Genomic DNA, 24,266 nt, shown 5'->3' with positions numbered 1-24,266 from the left:
GATTCAGGGCTGCTCCCATCTACGAAACACCACCTGCTCGGAGAACTCAGTCGACCGGATCCGGCCCCAGCGACGCCACGGTCTTCAGCGCGCCGTCGAGCATGTCGCCCTTTTCGTCCTTCAGCGCCATCTCGCGGAGACGGCGGATCCAGTCGGCGGCATCCGCGCGACCCTTGACCAGATCGAGCGCCGACAGCACCCGGTCGAACTTGGATTGGGCGCGGACATGGGTGTCGCTGTAGCCCTTGATCAGCCGGCGGCAATTGAGGATTTCGACGGCCAGTGCGTAGTCAGCCGGCACGTAGCCAAGCGCCAACGCGTACCAGCGCTCGAGATGCGCGGCTTCGACCTTGTGGCGCAGCAGGCTGCGGCGCCAGCGGCGCAGGCCGCCGATGAACCAAAGTGCTGCAAAGCCGGCGAAACTGTCGGTGCGGATGCGGCGGCCGTGGTTGATGCGGCGATCGAGAAAGGCGGCAAGCTTCGGCCGGTTCTCGATGTAGCTGCCGAGGCTTGCCGGCAAAGTACCGCAGAACTCCTCGATGCGTGGATGGAAATATTCGGTCACCTGCAGGATCGAGCCGTCCTTGACGCCGACCTCGCGGCGCACGCGCCTGTCGCGCGTCGAGCGCGTCTTCAGATCCGCGACGCGGATCATGTCGTCGTAGCACAGGGCGTTGGCCAGATGCTTTGCGGCAGCGATGGACAAGCCATATCCGCGATCCGGCCCGTCCAGCGCGATGGCCTTGTCGAGCCGGTCGAGATAGTCGCGCCCGTAGGCGATGTCCTGATAGTCGACCACTTTTCGCAAGCCGCGCAGCGCCATGTCGCGCACCGGCACGGGCATCACATCGATACGGGCGGCCAGGGCCTGCCAGCCGTGCAGCAGGTTTTGCGGGCCACTCACGGGTCCGGCGCCCGGGGCCGATCCGACAATCGCAGGCTCGGCTGTCTTTGGCGATGGTGCCGCCATGCCGCGCGCGCGGTCGAACGCGGCGCCGAAAGCGGCAAGGCTGGCCTTCGCACCACGGCCGCCGGCACCGATCGCCTGTTCGTAGCTTTCGCGGGTGAACGGCAGCACGTCGGAGCCGGCCAGCGCGCCCAGCAGGCTGGCTGAGATCATCGAGCCGTTGTCGGCGGCGATCTTTTCCATGTCGAAGGCGATGAAACGCTTCGATGCGGCCTCCGCCGTCGCATGCACCTTGGAAGACGAGGCCCGGCCGTCGCCCGGTTCGATCTTTTCCGACACCGCGGCGATGCGGTGCGACGAGGCGATCAGCGTGGTACGTTCGGGCGTGACGAAACCGCGGATGATGGCGCGGCCGGCCTCCATCAGTTCCGCCGCGATCAATATGTCGACGTCGCCTTGTGAGGGCGACAGCGCGAAGACCGGCAGCCGGCCGGTGTCGCGGGCCATCTCGACATAGTAGATGGTGGCGCCGGTGCGCTGGGCGACGCCGGCGACCGAGGTCGATTGCGCGACATAACCATTGCGCTCGGCGACGTCGGTGATCCAGTCGGCCAGCACGCCGCCGCCCTGGCCACCGACCGCCAGCACCGCGAGCTTGATGACGCGCTCGTCGTCGTGAGCACCGGCCCGGGGGCGAAATGGCGGGACAGCGTCAAGCATCGGCGAAGGTCAGGCGCCGGCTTTCGCGGCGGCGCTGCAACAGGCTGATGGTGGCGCGGCGGGCGGTTTCGAGGAAGCGGTCCCAGCGGCCCGGATTGTGCACGACGTCGGCGCGATAGAAGGACGGGCAGAGCACCGCCGCATCGGCGACCTCGCCGCAATTGCCGCAGCCAACGCAACTCTGGTCGATATGCGCCACCGGATCGTCGCGCAGCGGATCATCGAGCGACTTGACCGACAGCGACGGGCAACCGGACAGCCGCATGCAGGCATGGTCGCCGGTGCAGATGTCCTCGTCGACGCCGAACTTCGGCTTGACCACCCGCTCGCCACCCTTGATCGCCTTGTCGACCAGCGGCTTTTCGCGGCGCTGGCGATTGAGCATGCATTCGGACGAGGCGACGATAACCTTCGGCCCCTTCTCGTCGGTGGTCAGCGCCTCGCGCAGCGTGTCCTGCATCTTGCCGACGTCATAGGTGCGGTCGATGTGGCGCAGCCATTTGACGCCCATGCCTTTCACCGCCTCGGTGATCGGATGCTTCGTCGACTTGGTCTTGTTGCCGGCGCGCGATGAGAGAATGTCCTGGCCGCCGGTGGCGGCCGAGTAAAAATTATCGACGATGACGATGACGCCGTCGTTCTTGTTGAACACCGCGTTGCCGATCGAGGAGGTCAGGCCGTTGTGCCAGAAGCCGCCGTCACCGACAAAGGAGATCGACCGGCGCTTGGCATCGGGCGAATTGAACGCCGAAGCCGAAGCCGGCCCCAGTCCGTAACCCATCGTGGTGGCGCCGAGCTCGAAAGGCGGCATGATCGAGAACAGATGGCAGCCGATGTCGGAGGCGATGTGATGCTTGCCAAGCTCCTGCTCGACCAGCTTGGTGGCGGCGAAGATCGGCCGCTCCGGGCAGCCGATGCAGAAGCCCGGCGGGCGGCCGGGCACGACATTGATCAGGTCGGCGGTATCGACGCCGTCTCCGACCTTGTTGGGTGCCCGCACCTCGCCCGGCAGAAGATGCGGTGCCTCGGCGCGCAGGAAGGCGCCGATGCCGTCGAGCATGACCTGGCCGGTGTATTCGCCGGCCATCGGCAGATGCTCCTTGCCGACCAGCCTGGTGCCGCGCCCGGCCTTGTGCAGCATCGAGGCAAAGGCCTGCTCGATGTAGTTGGGCTGGCCTTCCTCGACGACCAGCACGGACTGCTTGCCCTCGCAGAAGGACAGGAACTCGTCATCGATCAAGGGATAGACGGCATTGAGCACATAGAGCGGCACATCGGTATCGCCATAAATGTCGGCAAGGCCGAGACGCTGCAGGGCACGGATGACCGAATTGTACATGCCGCCCTGCATGACGATGCCGACCGAGCCGTGGTCCGAGCCGAACATCTCGTTGATCTTGTTCTTGCGGATGAAATCCACCGCCGCCGGCCAGCGCTTCTGCACCTTCTCCTTCTCGTGCAGGAAAGAGGCGGGCGGCAGCACGATGCGGCCGGTGTCCCGGCGTGGAGCGTCGAGGGCATCGGCCACCGTCATCGGCGGCCGCTTGTTGTCCTTGGCGATGAAATGGCCGTGCACATGGCAGCAGCGGATGCGGACCTGCAGCATGACCGGCGTGTTGGAAATCTCGGACAGCTCGAAGCCGTCTTCGACCGCCTTGACGATCGACGGCAAGTTGGGGCGTGGGTCGAGCAGCCAGACCTGGCTCTTCATGGCGAAGGCATGGCTGCGCTCCTGCATGATCGAGGAGCCTTCACCGTAATCCTCGCCGACAATGATCAGCGCACCGCCGGTGACGCCACCCGAGGCCAGATTGGCGAGCGCGTCGGAGGCGACATTGGTGCCGACCGTCGACTTGAAGGTCGCCGCGCCACGGATCGGATAATGCACCGAGGCGGCCAGCATGGCGGTGGCGGTGGCTTCGGAGGCGCTGGCTTCGAAATGCACGCCGAGCTCGCCCAGAATGTCCTGCGCGTCGGCCAGCACGTCCATCAGATGGCTGATCGGCGCGCCCTGATAGCCGCCGACATAGCCGACGCCGCATTGCAGCAGCGCCTTGGTGATGGCGAGAATGCCTTCGCCGGCAAATTCCTCGCCGGCGCCGAGCCGCAGCTTCTCGACTTCCTTGGCAAAAGACCGTTCGGCCATTTTTTTCTCCCTTCCGTTGCCGCCCGGCGCTGGCGGCGCGTAGGTCTAGATGTCGTGCTTGCGTATGTTCTTGAGCATTTTCAAAAGCGTGGCGATGAGCGCGGAATATTCGGCGTCGTCGATATCGTCGAACATCGCCTCGAAGGCGTCGTGCATGGCCGGCCAGGCGCGGGTGAACTCGGCGCGGCCATCGTCGGTCAGGAAGACATGGCGGATGCGGCTGTCGGTGACCCCCTGCTCGCGCCGCACCAGGCCCTGGCCCTCCAGCGTGTCGAGTGTCCGGCTCAGGGTAGACTGCTCGATCACCGTGTAGACCGAGAGGTCGTTGACGGTGATGCCGTCGGTGACCGACAGCACGGCCAGCGTGCGGACCTGCGGAATAGTCAGTCCCTGCTTGCGGAAATCGTCGCGCAAGGTGGCGTTGTAGCGGCCCATGATGCGATTCATCAGATAGGGCGCGAACTGCTGCAGGCCGATCTGCCCCAAGGTCGAAATGCGCTGGCGCTTTTCCGCGACCTTCTGTTCCATCACAGCCTCCCCGCCAGAAGGAAGCCGGAACCGCCGCCCAGACCCGCACCCGGATGGGTCGAAGCGCCGATGTGGTAGAGGTTTTTGATGCCGGTCTGGTGGTTGCGGCTGGTCTTGAACGGCCGCCACAGGAACGACTGGTCGATGGTCGAGGATCCGCCATAGGGGTCGCCGCCAACCAGATTGATGTTCATCGCTTCCAGATCAGCCGGCGAATAGGCACGGCGCCCGATGATGCTGTCCTTGAAGCCGTCGATATGGCTGGCGAGGATGGTCTCGGCGCGGTCGGCATAGGCTTCCCGCAGCGCCTCGGTCCACTGACCGTCCGCCGGTGTCCGCAGCGTGCCGGCGGCGTCGCCCTTGATATGCCGCGGTGCCTCGGGCAGTTGCAGCCACAGGATCGCCTTGCCCTGCGGGCAGCGCGACGGATCGAGCGCATGCGGCTGGCCGACACAGATGGTCGGCACTTCCGGCAGCATGCCGCGCGCCGCCTCGTTGCAGGCTTTCGACACGCCATCCAGTCCCGGCGTCAGGTGCAGCAGCGCCACCTTGTCCAGGCCTTCGCCCCGCCACGCCGGCGGCTTGTCCAGAGCGTAGTGAATCTGAAAATTGCCTTTGCCGTAGCGGAATTTCCGCGTCGCCTCGACATCGGCTTTGGGAGCCTCGCTGCCGAGCAGCCGGCCATAAAGCTGCGTCGGCGTCACTGAGCAGATAACGCTCTTCTTCGCATTGACCGTTTCGCCCGAGGCCAGCCGCACGCCGGTGGCGCGGCCCCCATTCAGGATGATGGAGGCAACGTCCGCTTCCGTGGAGATGACACCACCGCGCTCGGTGATGAGCGCCTCGAAGGCTGACAGCAGGTTCTTCGTCCCGCCCTTGACGATCGGCGCGCCGGCGGCCTCCAGCGCGAAAGCGATGACCTTGGCGATCTGACCGGAGAAGGCATCCTCGGGTCCAAGCCCGGCATGCAGCACCCAGGGCGCCCACAACGCGCGGACGGTCTCGGACTGATAGGTGCTTTCCAGCCAGCCGCGCGCCGGCACCAGCGCTTCGCCGAGAAAGGCGGCAAGACCACGCGGGCTACGCCGCCAGGCATCGCCGGCCAGCAGCTTCGCCGTCGGATAGGACCACAGGCTGCCGCCGAGCAGGCCGAACAACAGGCCGGCGTTGCGTTCGATGCTGCCGACGTCATCTGCATGCCGGTCGCCGTCGTTCGTCGCGATGGCGTTGAGGGCGGCAATGTTGGCGGCGCGGTCGGTGCGCAGTACGGCATGGCTGCCGTCCGGTCGCAGCACGCCGGTCGGCGTGCCGGTGTGGCAGAACTCCAGCCCGTGCCTAGCGAGGTCGGCGCCAAGGGCGGCAAAGGCCGGCGAGGTGATGAACAGCACGAAGGTCGTCGCCATCACGTCATGGATGAAGCCGGGCGCGGTGATCTCCTCGGTGCGCATACAACCGCCGATGCGGTCGTTGCGCTCGAGTACGAGCACCTTCGCGCCCTTGCCGCCAAGTATCGCCGCGCAGACCAGCGCGTTGATGCCGCTGCCGACGATGATGTGATCCGGCTGGCTCACGTCAGACGCTTTCGCTTAGCCCTTCGACACAAGCGCCAGAGCGCGGATCGGGCTGCCGGTGCCGTGCTCGATCTTGAGCGGTGCCGCGATCAGGATGGCGCCCTTCGGCGGCAGCTGATCGAGGTTGCAGAGGCTGGCAAGTCCGTAGCGGTTGGCCTTGTGCATCAGCGTGTGCGCCGGGAATGGCGGCTCCATGCCGCCGGCCTTGCCGGCGTCGGTGCCGATCGTCTCGCTGCCCCAGCCCTTGATATCCTTGCTGATCAGGAACTGGATGGCTTCGGCGGTCGGTCCGGGGGTGTGCGGGCCGGTCTCGTTGGCGTTGAGGAACTCGGCTTCGGAGCCGTTGCGCTTGTACCAGTCGGTGCGCATCACCACCCACTCCCCGGCATTGATCGCGCCATGCTTGGCTTCCCATGCCTTGATGTGGTCGACGGTGAGCAGGAAGTCGTGGTCGGCGGCGGCTTCCTTCGAGCAGTCGATGACATTGACCGGGCCGACGAAGTTCTGCGCCGGAATGGTGTCGGTGGCGCCGTCCGGATAATCCTTGCCGGTGATCCAATGCTGCGGCGCGTCGAAATGCGTGCCCGAATGTTCGCCGAGCTTCAGCCAGTTCCATGCCCACCACGGGCCGTTCTTGTCATAGCGGGAGATGCTATGGATTTCGACCTTCGGCGTGTCGACGGCGAGTTCCGGCGGCAGCTTGATCAGCGGCGTATCGGGCCCGAGCGGCGCCGACAGGTCGACCACCTTGATGGCGCCTGAAAGGAGCTGGCCGGCGACTTCGCCGAGGAGTTTTTGCGTGTCCATGGTCTCTGTTCCCTCTTTGTCGATGATGATCAAGGCTCGTCTCGGCCCTTAATATCCTACTAGACGAAAACATATGCATCTGCAATTATCTTTAAGCATAAAGGAAATGGGAACGGGGCGTGAGCGAGTTCGACGCCATCTTTGTCGGGGCGGGCCACAACAGTCTGGCATGCGCCGCGCATCTGGCGCTCAAAGGCTGGAAAACCGGGATTTTCGAGCGCAGTGGAACAATCGGCGGCGCCGTCCAGACCCGCGAATTCACCCTTCCGGGTTTCCGTCACGATTTCGGCGCGATGAATCTGAGCCTGTTTGCCGGCTCGGCCTTCCACCGGAAATATGCAAATGAATTGAACCGCCAAGGGCTGGAGTTCGCGCCGGTCGCCGACTGTTTCGCCACCGCCTTCCCCGACGGACGCTGGTTCGGCGTCAGCAACGACCTGGAAAAGACCGCGTCGCGCATGGCCGCCTTCTCCGCCGCCGATGCCGCGACATGGCGCAGGCTGGTTGCCGCCTTTCCCGCGGAGGCCGAGCATCTGTTCCGGCTGCTGGGATCGCCGATGAGCGCCCGCGCGCTTGCCGGCACCGCGTGGAACCTGTGGCGCAAGAAGGGTGTGTCCGGCGCGCTCGACACAGGACGACTGCTGCTGTCATCGCCACGCGCCTGGCTGGAGGAGACTTTCGAGTCAGCCCATGTGCGGGCAACGCTCGCCACCTGGGGCATGCATCTCGACTTCGCCCCCGACATCGCCGGCGGTGCCGTGTTCCCCTATCTGGAATCGATGGCCAACCAGAGTTTCGGCATGGTGCTGGGCAAGGGTGGGGCAGATACCATCATTCGGGCGCTGTCGGGTATGGTGACGTCAGCCGGCGGCAAGATCGTCACTGGCGCCGAAGTGGCCGAAATCACGGCTTCCGCCGGCAAGGCGACCGGCGTGCGGCTCGCTTCCGGTGAAATCCATACCGCCACCAAGGCGGTCATTGCCGGCGTCGCGCCCAAGGCGCTGACCGGCAAGTTGCTGCCCCATGGGTCCGGTAACGCCAGCTTCGACACGGCGATGAAAAAATTTCGCCACGCGCCGGGCACGATGATGATCCATCTGGCGCTCGACGACCTGCCGGACTGGCGTGCCGGCGCCGAATTGCGGCAGTTTGCCTATGTGCATCTGTCGCCGTCGCTCGATGCCATGTCGAGCACCTATCAGCAGGCGATGGCGGGCATACTGCCGGACGAACCGGTGCTGGTCGTCGGCCAGCCGACAGCGATCGATCCGACGCGAGCGCCCGAAGGCAAACACGCGCTGTGGGTGCAGGTGCGCATGCTGCCCGCCGAAATCCTCGGCGACGCGGCCGGCAGGATCGCACCCGCGCATTGGGACAAGGTCAAGGACGACTACGCCGAGCGCGTTCTTGACATCATCGAGAGCTACGCGCCCGGCCTGCGAAACAATATCCTCGGCCGGGCGGTGTTTTCGCCGATCGACCTGGAGCGCGAGAACCCGAACCTCGTCGGCGGCGACCAGGTCTGCGGCAGCCACCACCTGGCGCAGAATTTCCTGTTTCGCCCGGCGCGCGGCTTCGCCGGCTGGAACACACCGGTTGCGCATCTGCACCTCACGGGTGCCGCGACATGGCCGGGCGCCGGCACGGGTGCCGCCTCGGGTTACATGCTCGCCCAACAGCTTGGCGGGAGGTAGGAGCCGAAGATTTCTTGGAAGTGAAGGAGGGCAAGGCGCTGCTGCCCGAGGAGCCTGAACCAAACTGAGATTGCTGCGCAAAGACAATAAACCAACAAGGGGAACGACCATGACAATCAACAGACGCGAATTGCTCGGATACAGTGCCGCGGCACTTGGAGTGGCCGCCGTCGGCCTGCCGCAGATTGCCAAGGCAGCTGCCGGCGAACTGACGATCGCCTACAACGTCAACCTGCCGTCCTGGGATCCGACCACCGGGCCTTCGGCGGTCAATCCGACGATCCAGGGGCTCTACCAGTCGGTGTTCGACCAGTTCATCCCGCAGAAGCCAGACCTGTCCTTCGCGCCCGGCCTGCTCACCGAATGGGGCTGGAACGACGACCGGACCAAGATCACGATGACGGTGCGCGAAGGCGTGACCTGGCATGACGGCTCGCCATTCACACCCGAAGACGTGGTCTGGTCGCTGCAGCGGGCGGGCGACGAAAAGACCGGCAACCCGATCCAGTTCGTCTGGAAGAACGTCAACAACTTCAAGATCGACGGCAACAAGATCACTGGCGATGTCGTGCAGTTCGACCCGGTGTATTTCAAATGGATGTCGTTCCTGACCGGCTACATCATGCCGAAGGCCTATTATGAGAAGGTGGGTGCCGAAGGTTTCGAGAAGGCGCCGATCGGCACCGGTCCCTACATGGTGGAAAAGTTCGAGCGCAACGCCTTCCTGCGGCTGAAGGCCAATCCGAACTACTGGGGTGGCAAGCCGGCCTTCGAGAACGTCACGATCAAGTTCGTCACCGACGCGGCGAGCCGCGTTGCCGAAATCGAGTCCGGTTCCTCGCAGGTGACGCTCGAAATTCCCTATGAGGAGTATGACCGGCTGATCGCCAAGGACGGGCTGGCCGGCTCGTGCAAGAACGTCTCCGACATCGGCATGATCTTCTTCAACGACATCGAAGCGATGCTGGACAAGAACGTCCGCCAGGCGGCGGTGATGGCCGTCGACAAGAAGCTGCTGGTCGACCGCCTGCTGCGCGGCTATGGCCAGCCGATCGACACGCTGGAGACGCCGGAATACACGGCCTACGATGCGTCGATCAAGGTCGAGCACAATCCGGAAAAGGCCAAGGAACTGCTCGCCGCCTCCGGCTATTCGCCGGAAAAGCCGGTCAAGTTCACCATACAGACGACCAAGGGCTTCAAGCCCAAGGACTATGAGATGATCCAGGCGATCGTCGGCATGTGGCGCAAGGTCGGCATCGAGGCGACGATCGAAGTCTACGAGATCGCCAAGCATTACGAGCTGCGCGCTGCCGACAAGCTGGCACCGGCCGCCTTCTACAACTGGGGCAACGCGATCGGCGATCCGACCACCTCGACCGGCTTTGCCATGTATGGCCCGAGCCCGCATTCGGTGTGGGACAGCCAGGACCTGATCGACATGATCAACCCGCTGTGGGGAGAGAAGGACGAGGCCAAGCGCATCGCCGGCTGGAAAGCGGTCGACAAATACATCGCCGAGCAGGCCTATGTGCTGCCGCTGATCCAATACGCGCAGCCGATCGTGCATGCCAAGGGCGTCAATGTCGTCCAGCATGTGTCCGGCGCGTTGCTGCCTGCTCTGATGACCCCGGCCTGATATCGACCCGGGATTGCCGCGCGCCGTCGCCAGCGACGGCGCGCATTTTCCAACAGGCATTCGAGCCTGCGGGCTCCTGCAAAGATTTACATGCTCCTGCAAAGATTCCTGATCCGTCTTCTGACGATGCTGGTGACGCTGTTCGGCGTGGCCGTCGTCGTCTTTGTCGTGATCCGCGTCGCGCCGGGCGATCCGATCGCGATGATGTTGCCGCCCGGCGCCACGGATGCCGACATCGCCCGGCTGCGCGCACTCTACGGTCTCGACAAGACCATCGTGCAACAGTTCTTCATCTGGCTGTCCGGCGTCGTTAGAGGCGATTTCGGCACCTCGATCTCGCTGCGGCAGGATGTGCTCGGCCTTGTCTTCAATCGGCTGCCGGCGACGCTTGAACTTGCCATCGTTGCCCTCGTCATGGCGATGACGATCGGCGGCACCACGGCGATCCTCGGCGCGCGCGAGCGCGGCACGGCGGTCGAAGCCAGCATCGACATCGCCAGCGGTGCGGCGCTTTCCATTCCCGATTTCCTGTGGGGCCTGGTGCTGATCCTTTTGTTTGGCGTGCTGGTGCCGATCTTCGACATTTCCGGCCGGGTGTCGCCGCAGCTCGACCTGCCCTTCGTCACCCAGTTCTACCTGTTCGAGAGCTTGCTTCGGCTGCGCTTCGACCTGACGTGGGATCTCTTGAAGCACATGCTGATGCCGGCCGTTGCGCTGGCGCTGCCACTGGCGGCAATCATCTCGCAGCTGTTGAAACAGTCGCTGAAGGAAGTGCTCGATCTCGACTATGTCGTGCTGGCGCGGGTCAAGGGTTTTTTCGGAAACGCAGGTCATCCTGCGCGAGGCGCTGAAGAATGCCGCCCTGCCGACACTGACCCTTATCGGCGTGCAGTTCACCTTCCTCATCGGCGGCACGGTCATCGTTGAGCGGCTGTTTTCCTATGAAGGCCTCGGCAACATGGCGATCGATGCCGTCATCAACCGCGACCTGCCGCTGATCCAGGGCATCGTGCTGGTCTTCGCGCTGCTGTTCGTGCTGATCAACCTCACCGTCGACATGATGTATGCGCTGCTCAATCCGAGGCTGCGCCATGGATGAGGTCCGTGATCCTAGGCGTCGCGTATCCCCACGCCTGTGGTTGGCCGGCGGCTGGCTGCTGCTGGCGCTGCTGGCGGCGATCCTCGCACCGCTGGTCGCGCCGCAGGACCCGCTGGCGCAGGATTTGATGCTGGAGCGGCTGCCGCCGTTCTGGATGAGCGGCGCCGAGCCCGGTTACTGGCTCGGCACCGACAGCCTCGGCCGCGATCTTCTGTCCAGGCTGATCTTCGGCGCCCGCATCGCCTTCATCGTCGCCTTCGCAGCTTCTATCGGCGCGTGCCTGGTCGGCTCGACGCTCGGTCTGATATCAGGTTATTTCGGCGGCTGGGCCGACCGCATCATCTCGCGCATCGTCGATGTCTGGATGGCGTTTCCGCCGGTGCTGTTCGCCATCCTTTTGGTCGCCGTGCTCGGCACCGGCCTGAGTTCCGTCATCATCGCCATCGCCGTCATCGACTGGACGCGCTTCTGCCGGGTGATCCGCGCCGAAGCGATGGGCCAGTCGCGCATGGACTATGTCGAGAATGCCCGCATCGCCGGCTATGGCCGCATCGGCATCATGCTGCGCGAAGTGCTGCCCAATGTGGTGCCGTCGATCGTCGCGCTGCTGTCGCTGGAAATGGGCATCGCCGTCATCGTCGAGGCGATCCTGTCCTTCGTCAATCTGTCGATCTCGACCGACGATCCGACCTGGGGCGGCATCATCGCCGAGGGCCGGCTGTCGATCCATCAGGCCTGGTGGGTGCTGGTGTTTCCGCTGATCACGCTGATCCTGACCGTGCTGTCGTTCAGCCAGTTCGGCGAGGCGCTGAAGACGCGTTTCGACCCGGTGCTGCGATGAGCGCCTGTCTCGACATCAGCGGCTTGAGCGCCGTGCTGCCGAACGGCCAGCGCGTGCTGCGCTCGGTGTCGCTCGCCGTTCAACCGGGCGAGGTTCGCGCGCTGGTTGGCGAGAGCGGCGCCGGCAAGACGATGATCGGCAAGGCGGTGCTTGGCGTGCTGCCGTCGAGTGTGCGCATCGTCGAGGGTGATATAAGGCTTGAGGGCGAAGACCTCGGCAGGCTGCAGCCAAAGGCAAGGCGCACGCTGATCGGCGCACGCACGGCGCTGATCCCGCAGGACCCGCTGACCGCGCTCAACCCGTCGCGCCGCATCGGCCCGCAGATGACCGACCGGCTGGTGCGCATCCTCGGCTGGAGCGGCGAGAGGGCCGATACCCGAATTCGCCAGTTGCTGGACGAGGTGCAGATCCGCGACCCTGACCGCGTGCTGAAAAGCTATCCGCACGAGCTGTCCGGCGGCATGCGCCAGCGGGTGCTGATTGCCGCCGCCTTCGCCGCCGAACCACGGCTGATCGTCGCCGACGAGCCCACGACTGCACTCGACGTCACCGTGCAAAAGCAGATCCTGCGGCTGATCGTGCAGTTGCAGCGCGAACACGGCACCGCGATCCTGTTCGTCACCCATGATCTCGGCGTCGTCGCCAAGATCAGCCAGAAAGTCTCGGTGCTTTATGCCGGCAAGGTGGTGGAGGAAGCCGAAACGGCAGCCCTCTTCGCCGCGCCGCAGCACCCCTACACACGAGCGCTGATGGCTGCCACGCCGCGCTACACCGACCCATTCGCCTCGCTGAAGCCGGTGGACGAGGCGGTGCTGGCCGGACTGGCCGCGGAGATCGCCGCTGCCGACCGGGACTGGAGGCGGCCCGATGGCTGAGCCACTGTTTTCCGTAAGCGGGCTGAAGGTCGCTTTGCCCGACATGACGCGCAAGCCATTGATCGGCCGCGCGCCGCTGGCCGAGATTCTGAAGGGCCTGGATTTCGACCTGCCCAGGGGCTCGGTGACCGGCATCGTCGGCGAATCCGGATCGGGCAAGTCTACACTCGGCCGTGCCCTAGTGCGGCTTTTGGAGCCCAGCGCCGGCAGCGTCAGCTTCGATGGCCGCGATATCACGCATCTGCCGGAGGCGGAGCTCAGGCCACTGCGCCGCAACCTGCAGATGATCTTCCAGGATCCGATGTCGTCGCTCAATCCGCGCCGCACCATCGCCAGCATCATCGCCGCGCCGCTCAAGCAGAACGGCCTTGGCGACAATCTGAAGACCCGCGTCGCCGAGGCACTGCAGCGTGTCGGCCTGCCGCAAAGCTTCGCCAGCCGCTATCGCCACGAACTGTCGGGCGGGCAGCGCCAGCGCGTCGGCATTGCGCGCGCGCTGGCGCTGTCGCCGAAATTCGTGCTCGCCGACGAGATCGTCTCCGGCCTCGACGTGTCGACGCAGGCGCAGATCCTGACCTTGCTGGAAAAGCTTGCGGCCGAGATGGGCCTGACCGTTGCCTTCATCAGCCACGATTTGTCTGTCATCCGGCGGCTGTGCCGGCAAGTGATCGTCATGCGCGAAGGTGTGATCGTCGAAGCCAGCGCTACCGATGCCTTGTTCGACAACCCAAGGCAGGCTTATACGCGCGACCTGATCTCAGCCATTCCGCTGCCGGAAATCGATGCCGGGTGGCTGGACATCCCTTCCGCTGCCAAGGCGCCGACATGAACGCATACGCATGCCGAAAAGCGGGCTTCGGACGTGCGACCGGCGTGACCCAAGTCCCGCCAATGGAGGAGGACTGACATGAAGACGATACTTCGAAACGCAACGCTCGCCGCCGCTGTGCTTGGCGGCGCCGGCATGGCCGCCGCCAGCTCGATACCCGGCATGCGCGGCCACGATCACACCGGCATTACGGTCCCCGACATGAAGCAGGCGGTCGACTTCTTCACCGAAGTGGTCGGCTGCAAGAAGGCGATGTCGTTCGGCCCGTTCGCCGACGACAAGGGCACCTTCATGCAGGATCTGCTGGGTGTCGATCCGAAAGCGGTGATCGAGCAGGTCACCATGGTCCGCTGCGGCTATGGATCGAACATCGAGTTGTTCAAATACACCGCGCCCGACCAGAAGGACCTGACGCCGAAGAACAGCGACATAGGCGGCTTCCACATCGCCTTCTATGTCGACGATGTCGCAGCGGCCAAGGCATATCTCGATGGCAAGGGCGTCAAGACGCGCATGGGGCCGCTGCCGGTTAAGGAAGGGCCAGCCGCCGGCCAGACCATCCTCTACTTCCAGGCGCCCTGGGGCCTGCAGCTGGAGGCGATCAGCTATCCCGACGGGATGGCCTATGAGAAAGGCGCGGAGACCGTGCTGTGGAGCCCAAAGAACCCGGAAAAATGATTGGAGGGCGTGCTTGCGCGATGACACGCAAGCGCGCCTACGTCATCTCCGGATAATCGTTTCAACGTGAAACTTTAAGCTTGAAATAATTTACCTCCGGCGCGATACTGAAGCCAGCAAGCGAAGAGGAGATCGCACAGATGAAGGTTGCGGTTCTCGGCGGCGGACCAGCCGGCCTCTACTTTGCCATTTCCATGAAGCTGAGGGACGCCGCGCATGACGTGACGGTGTTCGAGCGCAACCGCGCCGACGATACGTTCGGCTGGGGCGTCGTGCTGTCGGCCGAGACGCTCGACAATCTGTCGAAGAACGATCCGGTCAGTGCCGTCTGGATCAAGAAGCATTTCGCTTATTGGGACGATATCGCAGTCATCCATGACGGCGTGCGCACGGTTTCGACCGGCCACGGCTTCTGCGGCATCGGCCGCAAGCGGCTGCTGGTCCTGCTGCAGCGGCGCGCGCGCGAACTCGGCGTCAAGCTGATGTTCGAGACCGACATCGCCGACCCCAAGCCTTACATGGAGACGCATGACCTGGTCGTCGCCGCCGACGGCCTGAACTCCAGGGCGCGCAACACCTTCGTCGACATCTTCAAGCCCGACATCGACACCCGTAAATGCAAGTTCGTCTGGCTGGGCACCAACCAGAAATTCGACGACGCCTTCACCTTCATCTTCGAGAAGACGGAGCATGGCTGGGTGTGGGCGCATGCCTACCAGTTCGACAGCGACACCGCGACGTTCATCGTGGAGTGCAGCGAACAGACCTGGCAGGCCTTCGGCTTCGGCGCGATGTCGCAGCAGGAATCGATCGCGGTCTGCGAGCGCATCTTTGCCAGGCATCTCGGCGGCCACGCGCTGATGACCAATGCCAACCACATCCGTGGCTCGGCCTGGATCAATTTCCCGCGCGTGCTATGCGAGCGCTGGTCCTACAAGAATCTGGCGTTGATGGGCGATGCGGCGGCATCGGCGCATTTCTCGATCGGCTCGGGCACCAAGCTGGCGCTGGAAAGTGCGGTGGCGCTGGCCGAGTATGTCGAATCCGAGCCGGACCTCGACGCCGCGTTCCGCAAATATGAGGATGCCCGCCGCACCGAGGTGCTCAAGCTGCAGTCGGCGGCGCGCAATTCGCTCGAATGGTTCGAGGAGGTCGAGCGCTATCTCGGCCTCGATCCGGTGCAATTCAACTATTCGCTTTTGACCCGCTCGCAGCGCATCAGCCACGAGAATTTGCGGCTGCGCGATGCCGAATGGCTGGGCGGCGCGGAGGAATGGTTCCAGCGCCAGGCGGGTGCCGGCGGCAACAGCCTGCGTCGTCCGCCGATGTTCGCGCCGTTCAAGCTGCGCGACATGGCGCTGCAAAACCGCATCGTCGTCTCACCAATGGCGCAGTATAAGGCCGTCGACGGCTGCCCGACCGACTGGCATTTCACCCATTATGCCGAGCGCGCCAAGGGCGGCGCCGGTCTCATCTACATCGAGATGACCTGCGTCAGTCCCGAGGGGCGCATCACACCAGGCTGTCCCGGGTTCTATGCGCCAGAGCATGAGGTGGCGTGGAAGCGGCTGGTCGATTTCGTCCACACCGAGACCGAGGCGAAGATCTGCGCCCAGATCGGCCATTCCGGCGCCAAGGGTTCGACCCGGCTCGGCTGGGAAGGCACCGACGTGCCGCTGGGCTCGGGCAACTGGCCGGTCATGGCGGCATCGGCCGTGGCGTGGTCGCCGCAGAACCAGGTGCCGAAGGCGATGGATCGCGCCGACATGGACAAGGTGCGTGATGAATTCGTGGCCTCGACCGAAATGGCCGATCGCTGCGGCTTCGACATGCTCGAGATCCACGCCGCGCACGGCTACCTCCTGTCGTCCTTCATCACGCCGGTCACCAACCGGCGCACCGACGCCTATGGCGGTTCGCTCGAAAACCGCATGCGCTACCCCCTGGAAATCTTCCGTGCGGTGCGCGCTGCTTGGCCGGCGGAGAAGCCGATCTCGATGCGCATTTCGGCCAATGACTGGGTCGGCATCGAGGGCGTGACGCCGGCCGATGCGGTCGAGATCGCGCGGCTGCTGCATGAGGCCGGCGTCGATATCTGCGACGTCTCGGCCGGCCAGACCTCGGCCTTGGCAAAGCCGGTCTACGGCCGCATGTTCCAGACGCCGTTCTCCGACCGCATCCGCAACGAGGTCGGCATGGCGACAATGGCGGTCGGCAACATCTACGAGCCGGACCATGTCAATTCGATCCTGATGGCCGGCCGCGCCGATCTCGTCGCGCTGGCACGGCCGCACCTCGCCGATCCCTATTGGACGCTGCATGCCGCCGTGACGCTCGGCGACCGCGGCGTCAAATGGCCGGACCCTTATCTGCCCGGACGCGACCAGCTCTATCGGCTGGCCGAACGCGACGCCGCGGCGGGGCTGAAAGTATGACGGCCGCGACAGCGATCTCCGGCAAGCATGCGCTGGTCACCGGCGGCGGCTCCGGCGTCGGTCGGGCGATCGCGCTGGCGCTGGCGGATGCGGGCATCGACGTGACCATTTGCGGCCGCCGCCAGGCGGAGCTCGCCAAGGTGGCTGGCGAAAGCGACCGCATCTTCGGCATTGCCGCCGACGTCACCAACGAGGCGGCCATGGCGTCTCTCTATGAGACGGAGGAAGCCGCGCGCGGGCCGATCGACATCGTCGTCGCCAATGCCGGCATGGCCGGCAGCGTAGCGGCGCACAAGACCACCCTTGCCGACTGGCAGCGGACGCTCGACGTCAACCTGACCGGAGCCTTCCTGACGGTGAAGCCGGCGCTGGCCGGCATGGCCGCGCGGAAGACGGGCAGGATCGTGTTCATTGCTTCCACCGCCGGCCTGAAGGGCTACGCCTACGTCGCGCCCTATGTCGCCGCCAAGCACGGCGTCGTCGGCCTGATGCGGGCCCTGGCGGCCGAGACGGCCAAATCCGGCGTCACCGTCAACGCGGTATGCCCGGGTTTCGTCGAGACCGAGATGCTGGAGGAGTCCATCCAGCGCATCATCGAAAAGACCGGCCGCTCGGCCGAGCAGGCGCGGTCGAGCCTCGCCTCGACCAACCCGCAAGGTCGCTTCATCCAGCCGCAAGAAATTGCCGCCGCCGTGCTGTGGCTGTGTGGCAATGCCGCCCAATCGATCACCGGACAGACGATTTCCATCTCAGGAGGCGAAACATGGTAGCCGGACCCCTGCCCGCGCCGACGGGACCCGGCAAGGACCGCTTGCGCCTGTGGATAAGGCTGCTGCGTGCCTCGCGCACGATCGAGGCCGAGCTGCGTGAGCGCCTGAAGAAGGAGTTCAACACGACGCTGCCGCGCTTCGACGTGATGGCGGCGCTCTATCGCGCGCCGGAAGGCATGCTGATGAGCGACCTGTCGCGCTTCCTGCTGGTGTCCAACGGCAATGTCACAGGCATCGTCGACCGGCTCGTATCAGAGGGACTTGTCGCCCGCGCGAGGCGCAACGGCGACCGTCGCACGTCGATGGTGCGGCTGACCGAGGAAGGTGTGAGGTCTTTCGGCATCATCGCCGCGGCGCATGAAGGCTGGATCGGTGAATTGCTGGGCAAGGTAAGCGAGGACGACGCGCGCCGGCTGACCGGCATGCTGACCTCGTTCCGCAGCAACTGGGAGGGACGCGAATGACCGGAATGGCCGGCCGCAAGCCGAAGCACTTCCTCTGGGAAGTCGAAGGCAGGATCGCAAAGGTTCGGCTCGACCGGCCCGAGCGCAAGAACCCGCTGACTTTCGAGAGCTACGCCGAGTTGCGCGACACGTTTCGCGACCTCGTCTATGCCGACGACGTCGATGCCGTGGTGTTCCTCTCCAATGGTGGCAATTTCTGCTCCGGCGGCGATGTCCACGACATCATCGGGCCGCTGGTCAAGATGGACATGAAGGAACTTCTCGCCTTCACCCGCATGACCGGCGATTTCGTCAAGGCAATGCTGAATTGCGGCAAGCCGATCATTGCGGCGGTCGACGGCGTTGCGGTCGGCGCCGGCGCCATTGTCGCCATGAGCTCCGATATCCGCATCGCCACGCCGGAAGCCAAGACGGCATTTCTGTTCACCCGCGTCGGCCTTGCCGGCTGCGACATGGGCGCCTGTGCGATCCTGCCGCGCATCATCGGCCAGGGCCGCGCCGCCGAGCTGCTCTACACCGGTCGCACGATGACGGCGGCGGAAGGCGAGCGCTGGGGGTTCTACAACCGGCTGGTCGATGCTTCCTCCCTCGAAGGCGACGCGCTCGATATGGCGGCGCGCATCGTCTCCGGCCCGACCTTCGCCCACGGCATCACCAAGACGCAGCTCAACCAGGAATGGTCGATGGGTCTCGACCAGGCGATCGAGGCCGAAGCGCAGGCGCAAGCGATCTGCATGCAGACGCGCGATTTCGAGCGCGCCTACAAGGCGTTCGTGGCCAAGGAAAAGCCGGTGTTCGAGGGCAATTGATGGCTGACAAGAGTTTCCTCTCCTGGCCGTTCTTCGAGGATCGTCATCGCGAACTGGCCGAACGGCTTGACGCATGGTGCACGACAAACCTGCCGGTCGCCCACCATGACGTCGATGCCGCCTGCCGCGAGCTGGTGGGCAAGCTCGGCAGTGACGGCTGGCTCAAGCCGACAGCGCTCGATACAAACAATCCGGGACCACTCGACGTGCGCACGCTGTGCATCACGCGCGAGACGCTCGCCCGCCATGATGGGCTCGCCGATTTCGCCTTCGCCATGCAAGGGCTAGGCACCGGCGCGCTCAGCCTGTTCGGCTCGCCCGAGCAGCAGCAATGGCTGGCAAAGACACGCGCCGGCAAGGCGATTTCCGCCTTCGCCCTGTCGGAACCACGCTCCGGATCGGACGTCGCAAACACGGAAATGACGGCGACCCGCGACGGCGACAGCTATGTCCTGTCTGGCGAGAAGACCTGGATCTCCAATGGCGGCATCGCCGATCTCTATGTCGTCTTTGCCCGTACCGGCGAGGCACCGGGCGCCAAGGGGCTTTCTGCTTTCCTCGTGCCGGGCGACGCCAAGGGCCTTGGCATCGCCGAACGCCTCGAAGTGATCGCGCCGCATCCGCTGGCACGCCTGTCGTTCGACAAGGTCCGTCTCCCCGCCGCGGCGCTGATCGGCAGACCGGGCGACGGCTTCCGCATCGCCATGTCGGTGCTCGACGTGTTCCGCTCGACTGTCGGTGCGGCAGCGCTCGGCTTTGCCCGCCGCGCGCTCGATGAAAGCATCAAGCGTGTGGCCGAGCGCAAGCTGTTCGGCGCGCCGATGGCCGAACTGCAGATGGTGCAGGGTCATATCGCCGACATGGCGCTCGATGTCGATGCGGCAGCGCTGCTGGTCTATCGCGCCGCCTGGACCAAGGACATGGGCGCCGCGCGCGTCACCCGCGAAGCGGCGATGGCCAAGCTGTTCGCCACCGACAAGGCGCAAGAGGTGATCGACAAGGCCGTACAACTGCATGGCGGCGACGGCGTTCGCAAGGGTCACATCGTCGAAAGCCTTTATCGCGAGATCCGCGCGCTGCGCATCTACGAGGGTGCCTCTGACGTGCAGAAAGTGGTGATTGCGCGGCAAGTGATGGGCGCTGCCTGACCCGCAAGAATTGACGGCATTCGATATTGAGACTTGGGTTTTGGACTACCGGGAGGTTTTGAATGCACGAGATCCTGCAGCCGGAAGGCTGGGCGAAACCGGTCGGCTACGCCAATGGCGTCGCGGCGCGCGGCAAGCTCATCTTCGTCGGCGGACAGGTCGGCTGGAACGGGCAGTGCCAGTTCGAAACCGACGACTTTGTCGGCCAGGTGCGGCAGACACTTCTGAACATCGTGGCGGTGCTGGCCGAGGCCGGCGCCGGTCCGCAGCACATCACCTCGATGACCTGGTATTTCACCGACAAGGCCGAATACCTCGCCAACCTCAGGGGTATCGGCGAGGCCTATCGTGAGGTCATCGGCCGGCATTTTCCGGCGATGGCCGCCATGCAAGTGATGGCGCTGGTCGAGGACCGGGCCAAGGTGGAGATCCAGGCCACGGCGGTCATTCCGGAATAACCAATTGGTTATTCCGGAATAAATTATTCGCGAAGCCCAGCCTTCCTCAGAATGGGCAATACGTGATCGCAGAAATAGGGCAGCTCCTGTGTGTAGTTGACGAAGGACAGCGCGATCCCTTGATAGCCCTGCTCGGCAATGGCGATCATGTCGGCGGCAATCGTTTCCGGCGTGCCGATCAGCGGATAGGTGCCGGCGCCGCCGGCGAAACGCTGCCGGTAGCGGTCATAGGCGTGTGGGTCGTGCGATTGCGAGAATTCCTTCTTGCCGGCCATATGGGCATCGACCGCGTCATGGTCGGCCATATCAACGGCATAGCGCGTGTAGTAGGCCCGCGCTTCTTCCATCGTCGGGCGGCACACGACATGTGCCACCGTGTAGACGCCGACATCGCGGCCCACCTTGTCGGCGCGCTCGCGTATGTCGGCGACGTGCTTGCCGGCATCGCTCATCTCGGAAAAAGTCGTGAACAGGTAGTCGCATCTGGCGGCGGCGAAATCGCGGCCGGGCCCGCCGAAAGCGGCGTTCATCGTCACCGGGCGCGGAACTTGCAGACTGGCCGGCCGGCTCACCGCCTCCTCGAGGGTGTAGTAGCTGCCTTCATAGTCGAGAGGCTCGGCCGACGCGTAAAGCCTTTCGAGGATTTCGATCCATTCGGCCGCCTGGTCGTAGCCCTTCTCGACCAGCGGCGTGCCGAACATGCCGAATTCCTTCGGGTTCCAGCCGCAGACGATGTTGAGGCCGGCGCGGCCCTGGCTGATATGGTCGACCGTCGCCAGCGCCTTGGCGGCGTAGAGCGGATGCACCAGCGGCACGTGCACGGTCATGAACAGGCCGATCTGCTCGGTGGCCGTGGCAAGCGCCGCCGCCCAGGTGAAGGTCTCGAACGACCACTCGCGCACCTTGTTGCGGCCGCCGAAGCCGCGCCAGCGGGCGATCGGCAGCATGAATTCCAGCCCGGCGCGGTCGGCGATCTGCGCCGCCGTCAGATTGTCCTGCCAACTCGCCGTCCAGCGTTCCGGCACATCGGTGATGGCAAGCCCGCCATCGGCATTGGTCGAAAAGACGCCGAGTTTCAGTTTGTTCGGGCCGTGCAGGGGATGCGCTTTGATCATGTCTGGAACTCGCGGCGGGAGAGCACACGCTAGGCCCGCGCGAAAATATTTCAAGCCTGAAATAGCTTCGCGCGACCGCCGTTTGCGGATATGGATTCCGGCTGCGCGAGAAAGGGGATGGGCATGAGCGAGTTCCGCCAGAAATGCATCGGCAAGGCGAACCTCGTCGGTTCCTTTGTGGCCATTCCCCATCCCGTCGCGGTCGAGGTGATGGCGCAGTCCGGCCTCGATTTCCTCTGCATCGACTGGGAGCATGCCCAAATCTCGCGCGACATGATCGAGACCATGGTGCGCGCGGCCGACGTGCATCGCCTGCCGGCGATGGTGCGCGTTCCCGGCCATGCACCGGAAGCCATCCAGGCGGCGCTGGACAGCGGCGCGCAAGGCGTACTCGTCCCACGCGTCTCGACCGCCGCCCAGGCTGCCTTGGTCGTCAAAGCCTCGCGCTATCCGCCGCAGGGCGAGCGTGGCGTCGGACCCGGCCGTGCCGCCGGCTATGGCTATCGCATTCCCGAATATCTTGCCGGCGCCAATGACAGGATCGTCGTCGCGGTCCAGGTCGAGACATCAGAAGGGTTGGCCAACATCGAGGCGATCGCCGCCGTCGACGGTGTCGACGTGATCTTCGTTGGTCCCGGCGATCTTTCGGTGTCGATCGATGCGATCGGACCGAAAGGTGCCGACAAGCTCACCGAGGCGATCCGCAGGATCATCGGCGTGACGGTTGCTCACGGCAGGGCGTCAGGCATCTTCTGCGCAAAGCCGCAGGACGCGGCCAAGTGGGCAGCCATCGGGGCCAGCTTCTTCGTGCTGGCCAGTGACACGATGTTTCTCGGGGCGGGCGCTGCCGCCAGCACCTCCGCTGCGCGTGCCGAACTGGTGCGAGACGGGCGCAGCTAGCGCGAAAAGGCGTATCGACAGGGCAACAGGCCGACCAAACTTTTTAAGCTTAAAACTTTCACCTTGAAAAGCGCCGCACTTTGGATAAGCATTCCAAAATCGATGGCGACGGCGGTGCCGGACGGGCTTGCCGGCAGTCCATCGTGGTGCTCCGGTGGGAGGGGTTTCAGTCCTTGTCGTTCATGCTGCCCCAGTCATCGTCCAGTGCGCGCTATGCTTTCGATGGCGTGCGCGCCCAAATTCGTGACCTACACACCGAGAACATCGCCAACCTTGCCGTGCGGGCGCGCGAACTCGGCGACGTCATCGCGCTCTGGTACGGCGAAGGTGACATGGTGACGCCCGCTTTCATCCGCGATGCCGCCAAGGCGGCCTTCGACGAAGGCCTGACGTTCTACGTTCCCAACATGCGCGGCCACGGGCCGTTGAATGAAGCGCTGTCGGAGTACCAGACGCGCATCCATGGCCGGCCGATCCCGGTCGCGCGCACCACGGTCACGCCGGGCGGCATGCAGGCGCTGTATCTGGCGCTGGAACTGCTGGTCGATACCGGCACCAACGTCGTCTATGTCGCGCCGCAATGGCCCAACATCCACAACGCCATCCACCTGATCGGCGGCGAGCCACGGCCGTTTTCGCTCGACTACAGGGGCGACTGGCAGCTCGACCTCGACCGGCTGTTCGCCACATGCGACGCCCGCACGCGGGCGATCTTCCTGTCGACGCCGTCCAACCCGACCGGCTGGACCGCATCAGCCGAGGAGATGCGCGCGCTGCTCGACTTCAGCCGGCGCACCGGCATCTGGATCATCTCCGACGAGGTCTACGGCCGGCTCTATTTCGATGGCGATGTTGCTCCCTCGATCCTGCAGATCGCCGAGGATGGCGACCGGGTGCTTTCAGTCAACAGCTTCTCCAAGGCCTGGGCGATGACCGGCTGGCGTATCGGCTGGCTGACGCATCCTTCGGGAGTGGCCGACCAGCTCGGCGCCATGACGCAATATGTCAACAGCGGCACCGCAGCCCCTATCCAGGCGGGTGCCGTCGCGGCGATCCGCCAGGGCGAGCCGCTGGTCGAGGAGATCAGGCAAACGGATCAGAACCGGCCTCGACCTCGCCTATGACCGGCTGGCGCAGATTCCGGGCATCATACTGCCTGCGAAACCGCGCGGCGGCATGTATGCCTTCTTTGCCATGGAGGGTGAGAGCGACGCACGTCGCGCCTGCGCCAGAATTCTGGAGACGGCGCGCGTCGGGCTGGCGCCCGGCCATCTGTTCGGCAGTTCGGCAACGGCCTTCCTGCGGATGTGCGTGTGCCGAGAACGCAAAGAGATAGCGACCGCGCTCGACCGCATGGTCGCGGCCATGAATTGACGCCCTGCCGGAGGTGGGGCGGCAAAAAACCGTGCGGGACCAACCCGCCCGATCAACAACAGAGGGAACACAGATGAGCTTCACGCGTCGCAACCTGCTTCTTCTCGCCGCCGCTATCGGCATCGCCGCCGGCCCCGCCACCGCCTATGCCGCCGATGTGCTGAATGTCGGCGCCTATCCGACCAATCCGCCCTTCGAGTACAAGAACGAGAGCGGTACCTTCGAGGGTTTTGAAGTCGACATCGTCAACGAAGCCGCCAAGCGCATCGGCATGACCACCGACATCGCCGACCTCGGTTTCCAGGCGCTGTTCGCCGCCACAACCTCGAAGCGCATCGACGTCGCCATCTCCTCGATCACCATCACGGCCGAGCGGCTGAAGTCGCAGTCGTTCACGCAGCCCTATTATGATTCCGACATGGGCATCGCCACCAAGACCGACAGCCCGATCAAGGCCGA

The 24,266-nt window shown here is 64.7% G+C and carries 22 protein-coding genes and 1 pseudogene; 17 read left to right on the top strand and 6 right to left on the bottom strand.

Annotation, left to right across the window (positions count from 1 at the left end; genetic code table 11):
- Positions 1-46 precede the first annotated feature (46 nt).
- The 5 genes from ACFSOZ_RS32105 to ACFSOZ_RS32085 are packed head-to-tail and all read right to left on the bottom strand — an operon-like array spanning position 47 to position 6,679.
- A complete protein-coding gene (locus ACFSOZ_RS32105; RefSeq protein WP_379104818.1) occupies positions 47-1,627 on the bottom strand; it encodes an indolepyruvate oxidoreductase subunit beta family protein in 1,581 nt (526 codons plus the stop codon).
- A complete protein-coding gene (locus tag ACFSOZ_RS32100; protein ID WP_379104815.1) occupies positions 1,620-3,773 on the bottom strand; it encodes a thiamine pyrophosphate-dependent enzyme in 2,154 nt (717 codons plus the stop codon). The genes ACFSOZ_RS32105 and ACFSOZ_RS32100 overlap by 8 nt, the downstream gene beginning before the upstream one ends.
- A 45-nt stretch (positions 3,774-3,818) precedes the next feature.
- On the bottom strand, positions 3,819-4,301 hold the full coding sequence (locus ACFSOZ_RS32095) for a MarR family winged helix-turn-helix transcriptional regulator (protein ID WP_111544741.1): 483 nt from the start codon (positions 4,299-4,301) through the stop codon (positions 3,819-3,821).
- A complete protein-coding gene (locus ACFSOZ_RS32090; protein ID WP_379104812.1) occupies positions 4,301-5,872 on the bottom strand; it encodes a phytoene desaturase family protein in 1,572 nt (523 codons plus the stop codon). Before ACFSOZ_RS32090 ends, ACFSOZ_RS32095 begins: the two co-directional genes overlap by 1 nt.
- Before the next feature lie 15 nt (positions 5,873-5,887).
- Entirely contained in the window at positions 5,888-6,679 is a 792-nt protein-coding gene (locus tag ACFSOZ_RS32085; protein ID WP_379104809.1) for a cyclase family protein, read from the bottom strand.
- A 119-nt stretch (positions 6,680-6,798) separates the two neighbouring features.
- Between ACFSOZ_RS32085 and ACFSOZ_RS32080 the strand changes: the two genes are divergently transcribed.
- From ACFSOZ_RS32080 to ACFSOZ_RS32020, 13 genes and pseudogenes are all read left to right on the top strand, one after another.
- On the top strand, positions 6,799-8,373 hold the full coding sequence (locus ACFSOZ_RS32080; RefSeq protein ID WP_379104807.1) for a phytoene desaturase family protein: 1,575 nt from the start codon (positions 6,799-6,801) through the stop codon (positions 8,371-8,373).
- A 109-nt stretch (positions 8,374-8,482) separates the two neighbouring features.
- Positions 8,483-10,012: an ABC transporter substrate-binding protein gene (locus ACFSOZ_RS32075; RefSeq protein ID WP_379104806.1), complete on the top strand. Its 1,530-nt coding sequence runs from the start codon at positions 8,483-8,485 to the stop codon at positions 10,010-10,012.
- Between the two features lie 90 nt (positions 10,013-10,102).
- Positions 10,103-11,111: pseudogene (locus ACFSOZ_RS32070) on the top strand (ABC transporter permease).
- Positions 11,104-11,952: an ABC transporter permease gene (locus tag ACFSOZ_RS32065; RefSeq protein WP_379104804.1), complete on the top strand. Its 849-nt coding sequence runs from the start codon at positions 11,104-11,106 to the stop codon at positions 11,950-11,952. The pseudogene ACFSOZ_RS32070 and the gene ACFSOZ_RS32065 overlap by 8 nt, the downstream one beginning before the upstream one ends.
- Entirely contained in the window at positions 11,949-12,827 is an 879-nt protein-coding gene (locus tag ACFSOZ_RS32060; protein WP_379104801.1) for an ABC transporter ATP-binding protein, read from the top strand. The genes ACFSOZ_RS32065 and ACFSOZ_RS32060 overlap by 4 nt, the downstream gene beginning before the upstream one ends.
- Positions 12,820-13,656 carry an ATP-binding cassette domain-containing protein gene (locus ACFSOZ_RS32055; protein ID WP_379104798.1) on the top strand — a complete coding sequence of 279 codons (837 nt, stop codon included), beginning with the start codon at positions 12,820-12,822 and terminating at the stop codon, positions 13,654-13,656. The genes ACFSOZ_RS32060 and ACFSOZ_RS32055 overlap by 8 nt, the downstream gene beginning before the upstream one ends.
- Positions 13,657-13,734: 78 nt before the next feature.
- The gene (locus ACFSOZ_RS32050) at positions 13,735-14,334 is read left to right on the top strand and encodes a VOC family protein (protein ID WP_379104795.1); all 600 of its coding nucleotides are present in this window, start codon (positions 13,735-13,737) and stop codon (positions 14,332-14,334) included.
- 140 nt (positions 14,335-14,474) lie between these two features.
- Positions 14,475-16,769 (top strand): bifunctional salicylyl-CoA 5-hydroxylase/oxidoreductase, encoded by a 2,295-nt coding sequence (locus ACFSOZ_RS32045; RefSeq protein WP_379104792.1) that lies wholly within the window; start codon positions 14,475-14,477, stop codon positions 16,767-16,769.
- Entirely contained in the window at positions 16,766-17,539 is a 774-nt protein-coding gene (locus tag ACFSOZ_RS32040; protein ID WP_379104789.1) for an SDR family NAD(P)-dependent oxidoreductase, read from the top strand. The genes ACFSOZ_RS32045 and ACFSOZ_RS32040 overlap by 4 nt, the downstream gene beginning before the upstream one ends.
- A complete protein-coding gene (locus ACFSOZ_RS32035; protein ID WP_379104786.1) occupies positions 17,533-18,003 on the top strand; it encodes a MarR family winged helix-turn-helix transcriptional regulator in 471 nt (156 codons plus the stop codon). The genes ACFSOZ_RS32040 and ACFSOZ_RS32035 overlap by 7 nt, the downstream gene beginning before the upstream one ends.
- Positions 18,000-18,812 carry an enoyl-CoA hydratase family protein gene (locus ACFSOZ_RS32030; protein ID WP_379104783.1) on the top strand — a complete coding sequence of 271 codons (813 nt, stop codon included), beginning with the start codon at positions 18,000-18,002 and terminating at the stop codon, positions 18,810-18,812. The genes ACFSOZ_RS32035 and ACFSOZ_RS32030 overlap by 4 nt, the downstream gene beginning before the upstream one ends.
- Entirely contained in the window at positions 18,812-19,960 is a 1,149-nt protein-coding gene (locus tag ACFSOZ_RS32025) for an acyl-CoA dehydrogenase family protein (protein WP_379104781.1), read from the top strand. Before ACFSOZ_RS32030 ends, ACFSOZ_RS32025 begins: the two co-directional genes overlap by 1 nt.
- 62 nt (positions 19,961-20,022) lie before the next feature.
- Positions 20,023-20,418: a RidA family protein gene (locus ACFSOZ_RS32020; protein ID WP_379104778.1), complete on the top strand. Its 396-nt coding sequence runs from the start codon at positions 20,023-20,025 to the stop codon at positions 20,416-20,418.
- A gap of 23 nt (positions 20,419-20,441) precedes the next feature.
- On the opposite strand, the gene ACFSOZ_RS32015 is transcribed toward ACFSOZ_RS32020, so the two are convergent.
- Positions 20,442-21,533, bottom strand: coding sequence for an LLM class flavin-dependent oxidoreductase (locus ACFSOZ_RS32015; RefSeq protein WP_379104775.1), 1,092 nt, complete (start codon positions 21,531-21,533; stop codon positions 20,442-20,444).
- A gap of 123 nt (positions 21,534-21,656) precedes the next feature.
- Between ACFSOZ_RS32015 and ACFSOZ_RS32010 the strand changes: the two genes are divergently transcribed.
- The 4 genes from ACFSOZ_RS32010 to ACFSOZ_RS31995 all read left to right on the top strand — a co-directional run.
- The gene (locus ACFSOZ_RS32010; protein ID WP_379101660.1) at positions 21,657-22,433 is read left to right on the top strand and encodes an HpcH/HpaI aldolase family protein; all 777 of its coding nucleotides are present in this window, start codon (positions 21,657-21,659) and stop codon (positions 22,431-22,433) included.
- A gap of 182 nt (positions 22,434-22,615) precedes the next feature.
- Positions 22,616-23,557, top strand: coding sequence for an aminotransferase class I/II-fold pyridoxal phosphate-dependent enzyme (locus tag ACFSOZ_RS32005; RefSeq protein ID WP_379104892.1), 942 nt, complete (start codon positions 22,616-22,618; stop codon positions 23,555-23,557).
- 52 nt (positions 23,558-23,609) lie between these two features.
- Complete coding sequence (locus ACFSOZ_RS32000) at positions 23,610-23,807, top strand: hypothetical protein (RefSeq protein WP_379104772.1); 198 nt, start codon at positions 23,610-23,612, stop codon at positions 23,805-23,807.
- Positions 23,808-23,880: 73 nt separating this feature from the next.
- Positions 23,881-24,266, top strand: a 386-nt coding sequence (locus tag ACFSOZ_RS31995; protein WP_379104770.1) for an ABC transporter substrate-binding protein, incomplete at its 3' end; no start/stop codon positions are given.

Origin of the sequence: Mesorhizobium newzealandense (assembly GCF_042682145.1) — a bacterium.
Lineage (GTDB): Bacteria > Pseudomonadota > Alphaproteobacteria > Rhizobiales > Rhizobiaceae > Mesorhizobium > Mesorhizobium newzealandense.
This window is presented reverse-complemented; position numbering and strand designations above follow the sequence as displayed.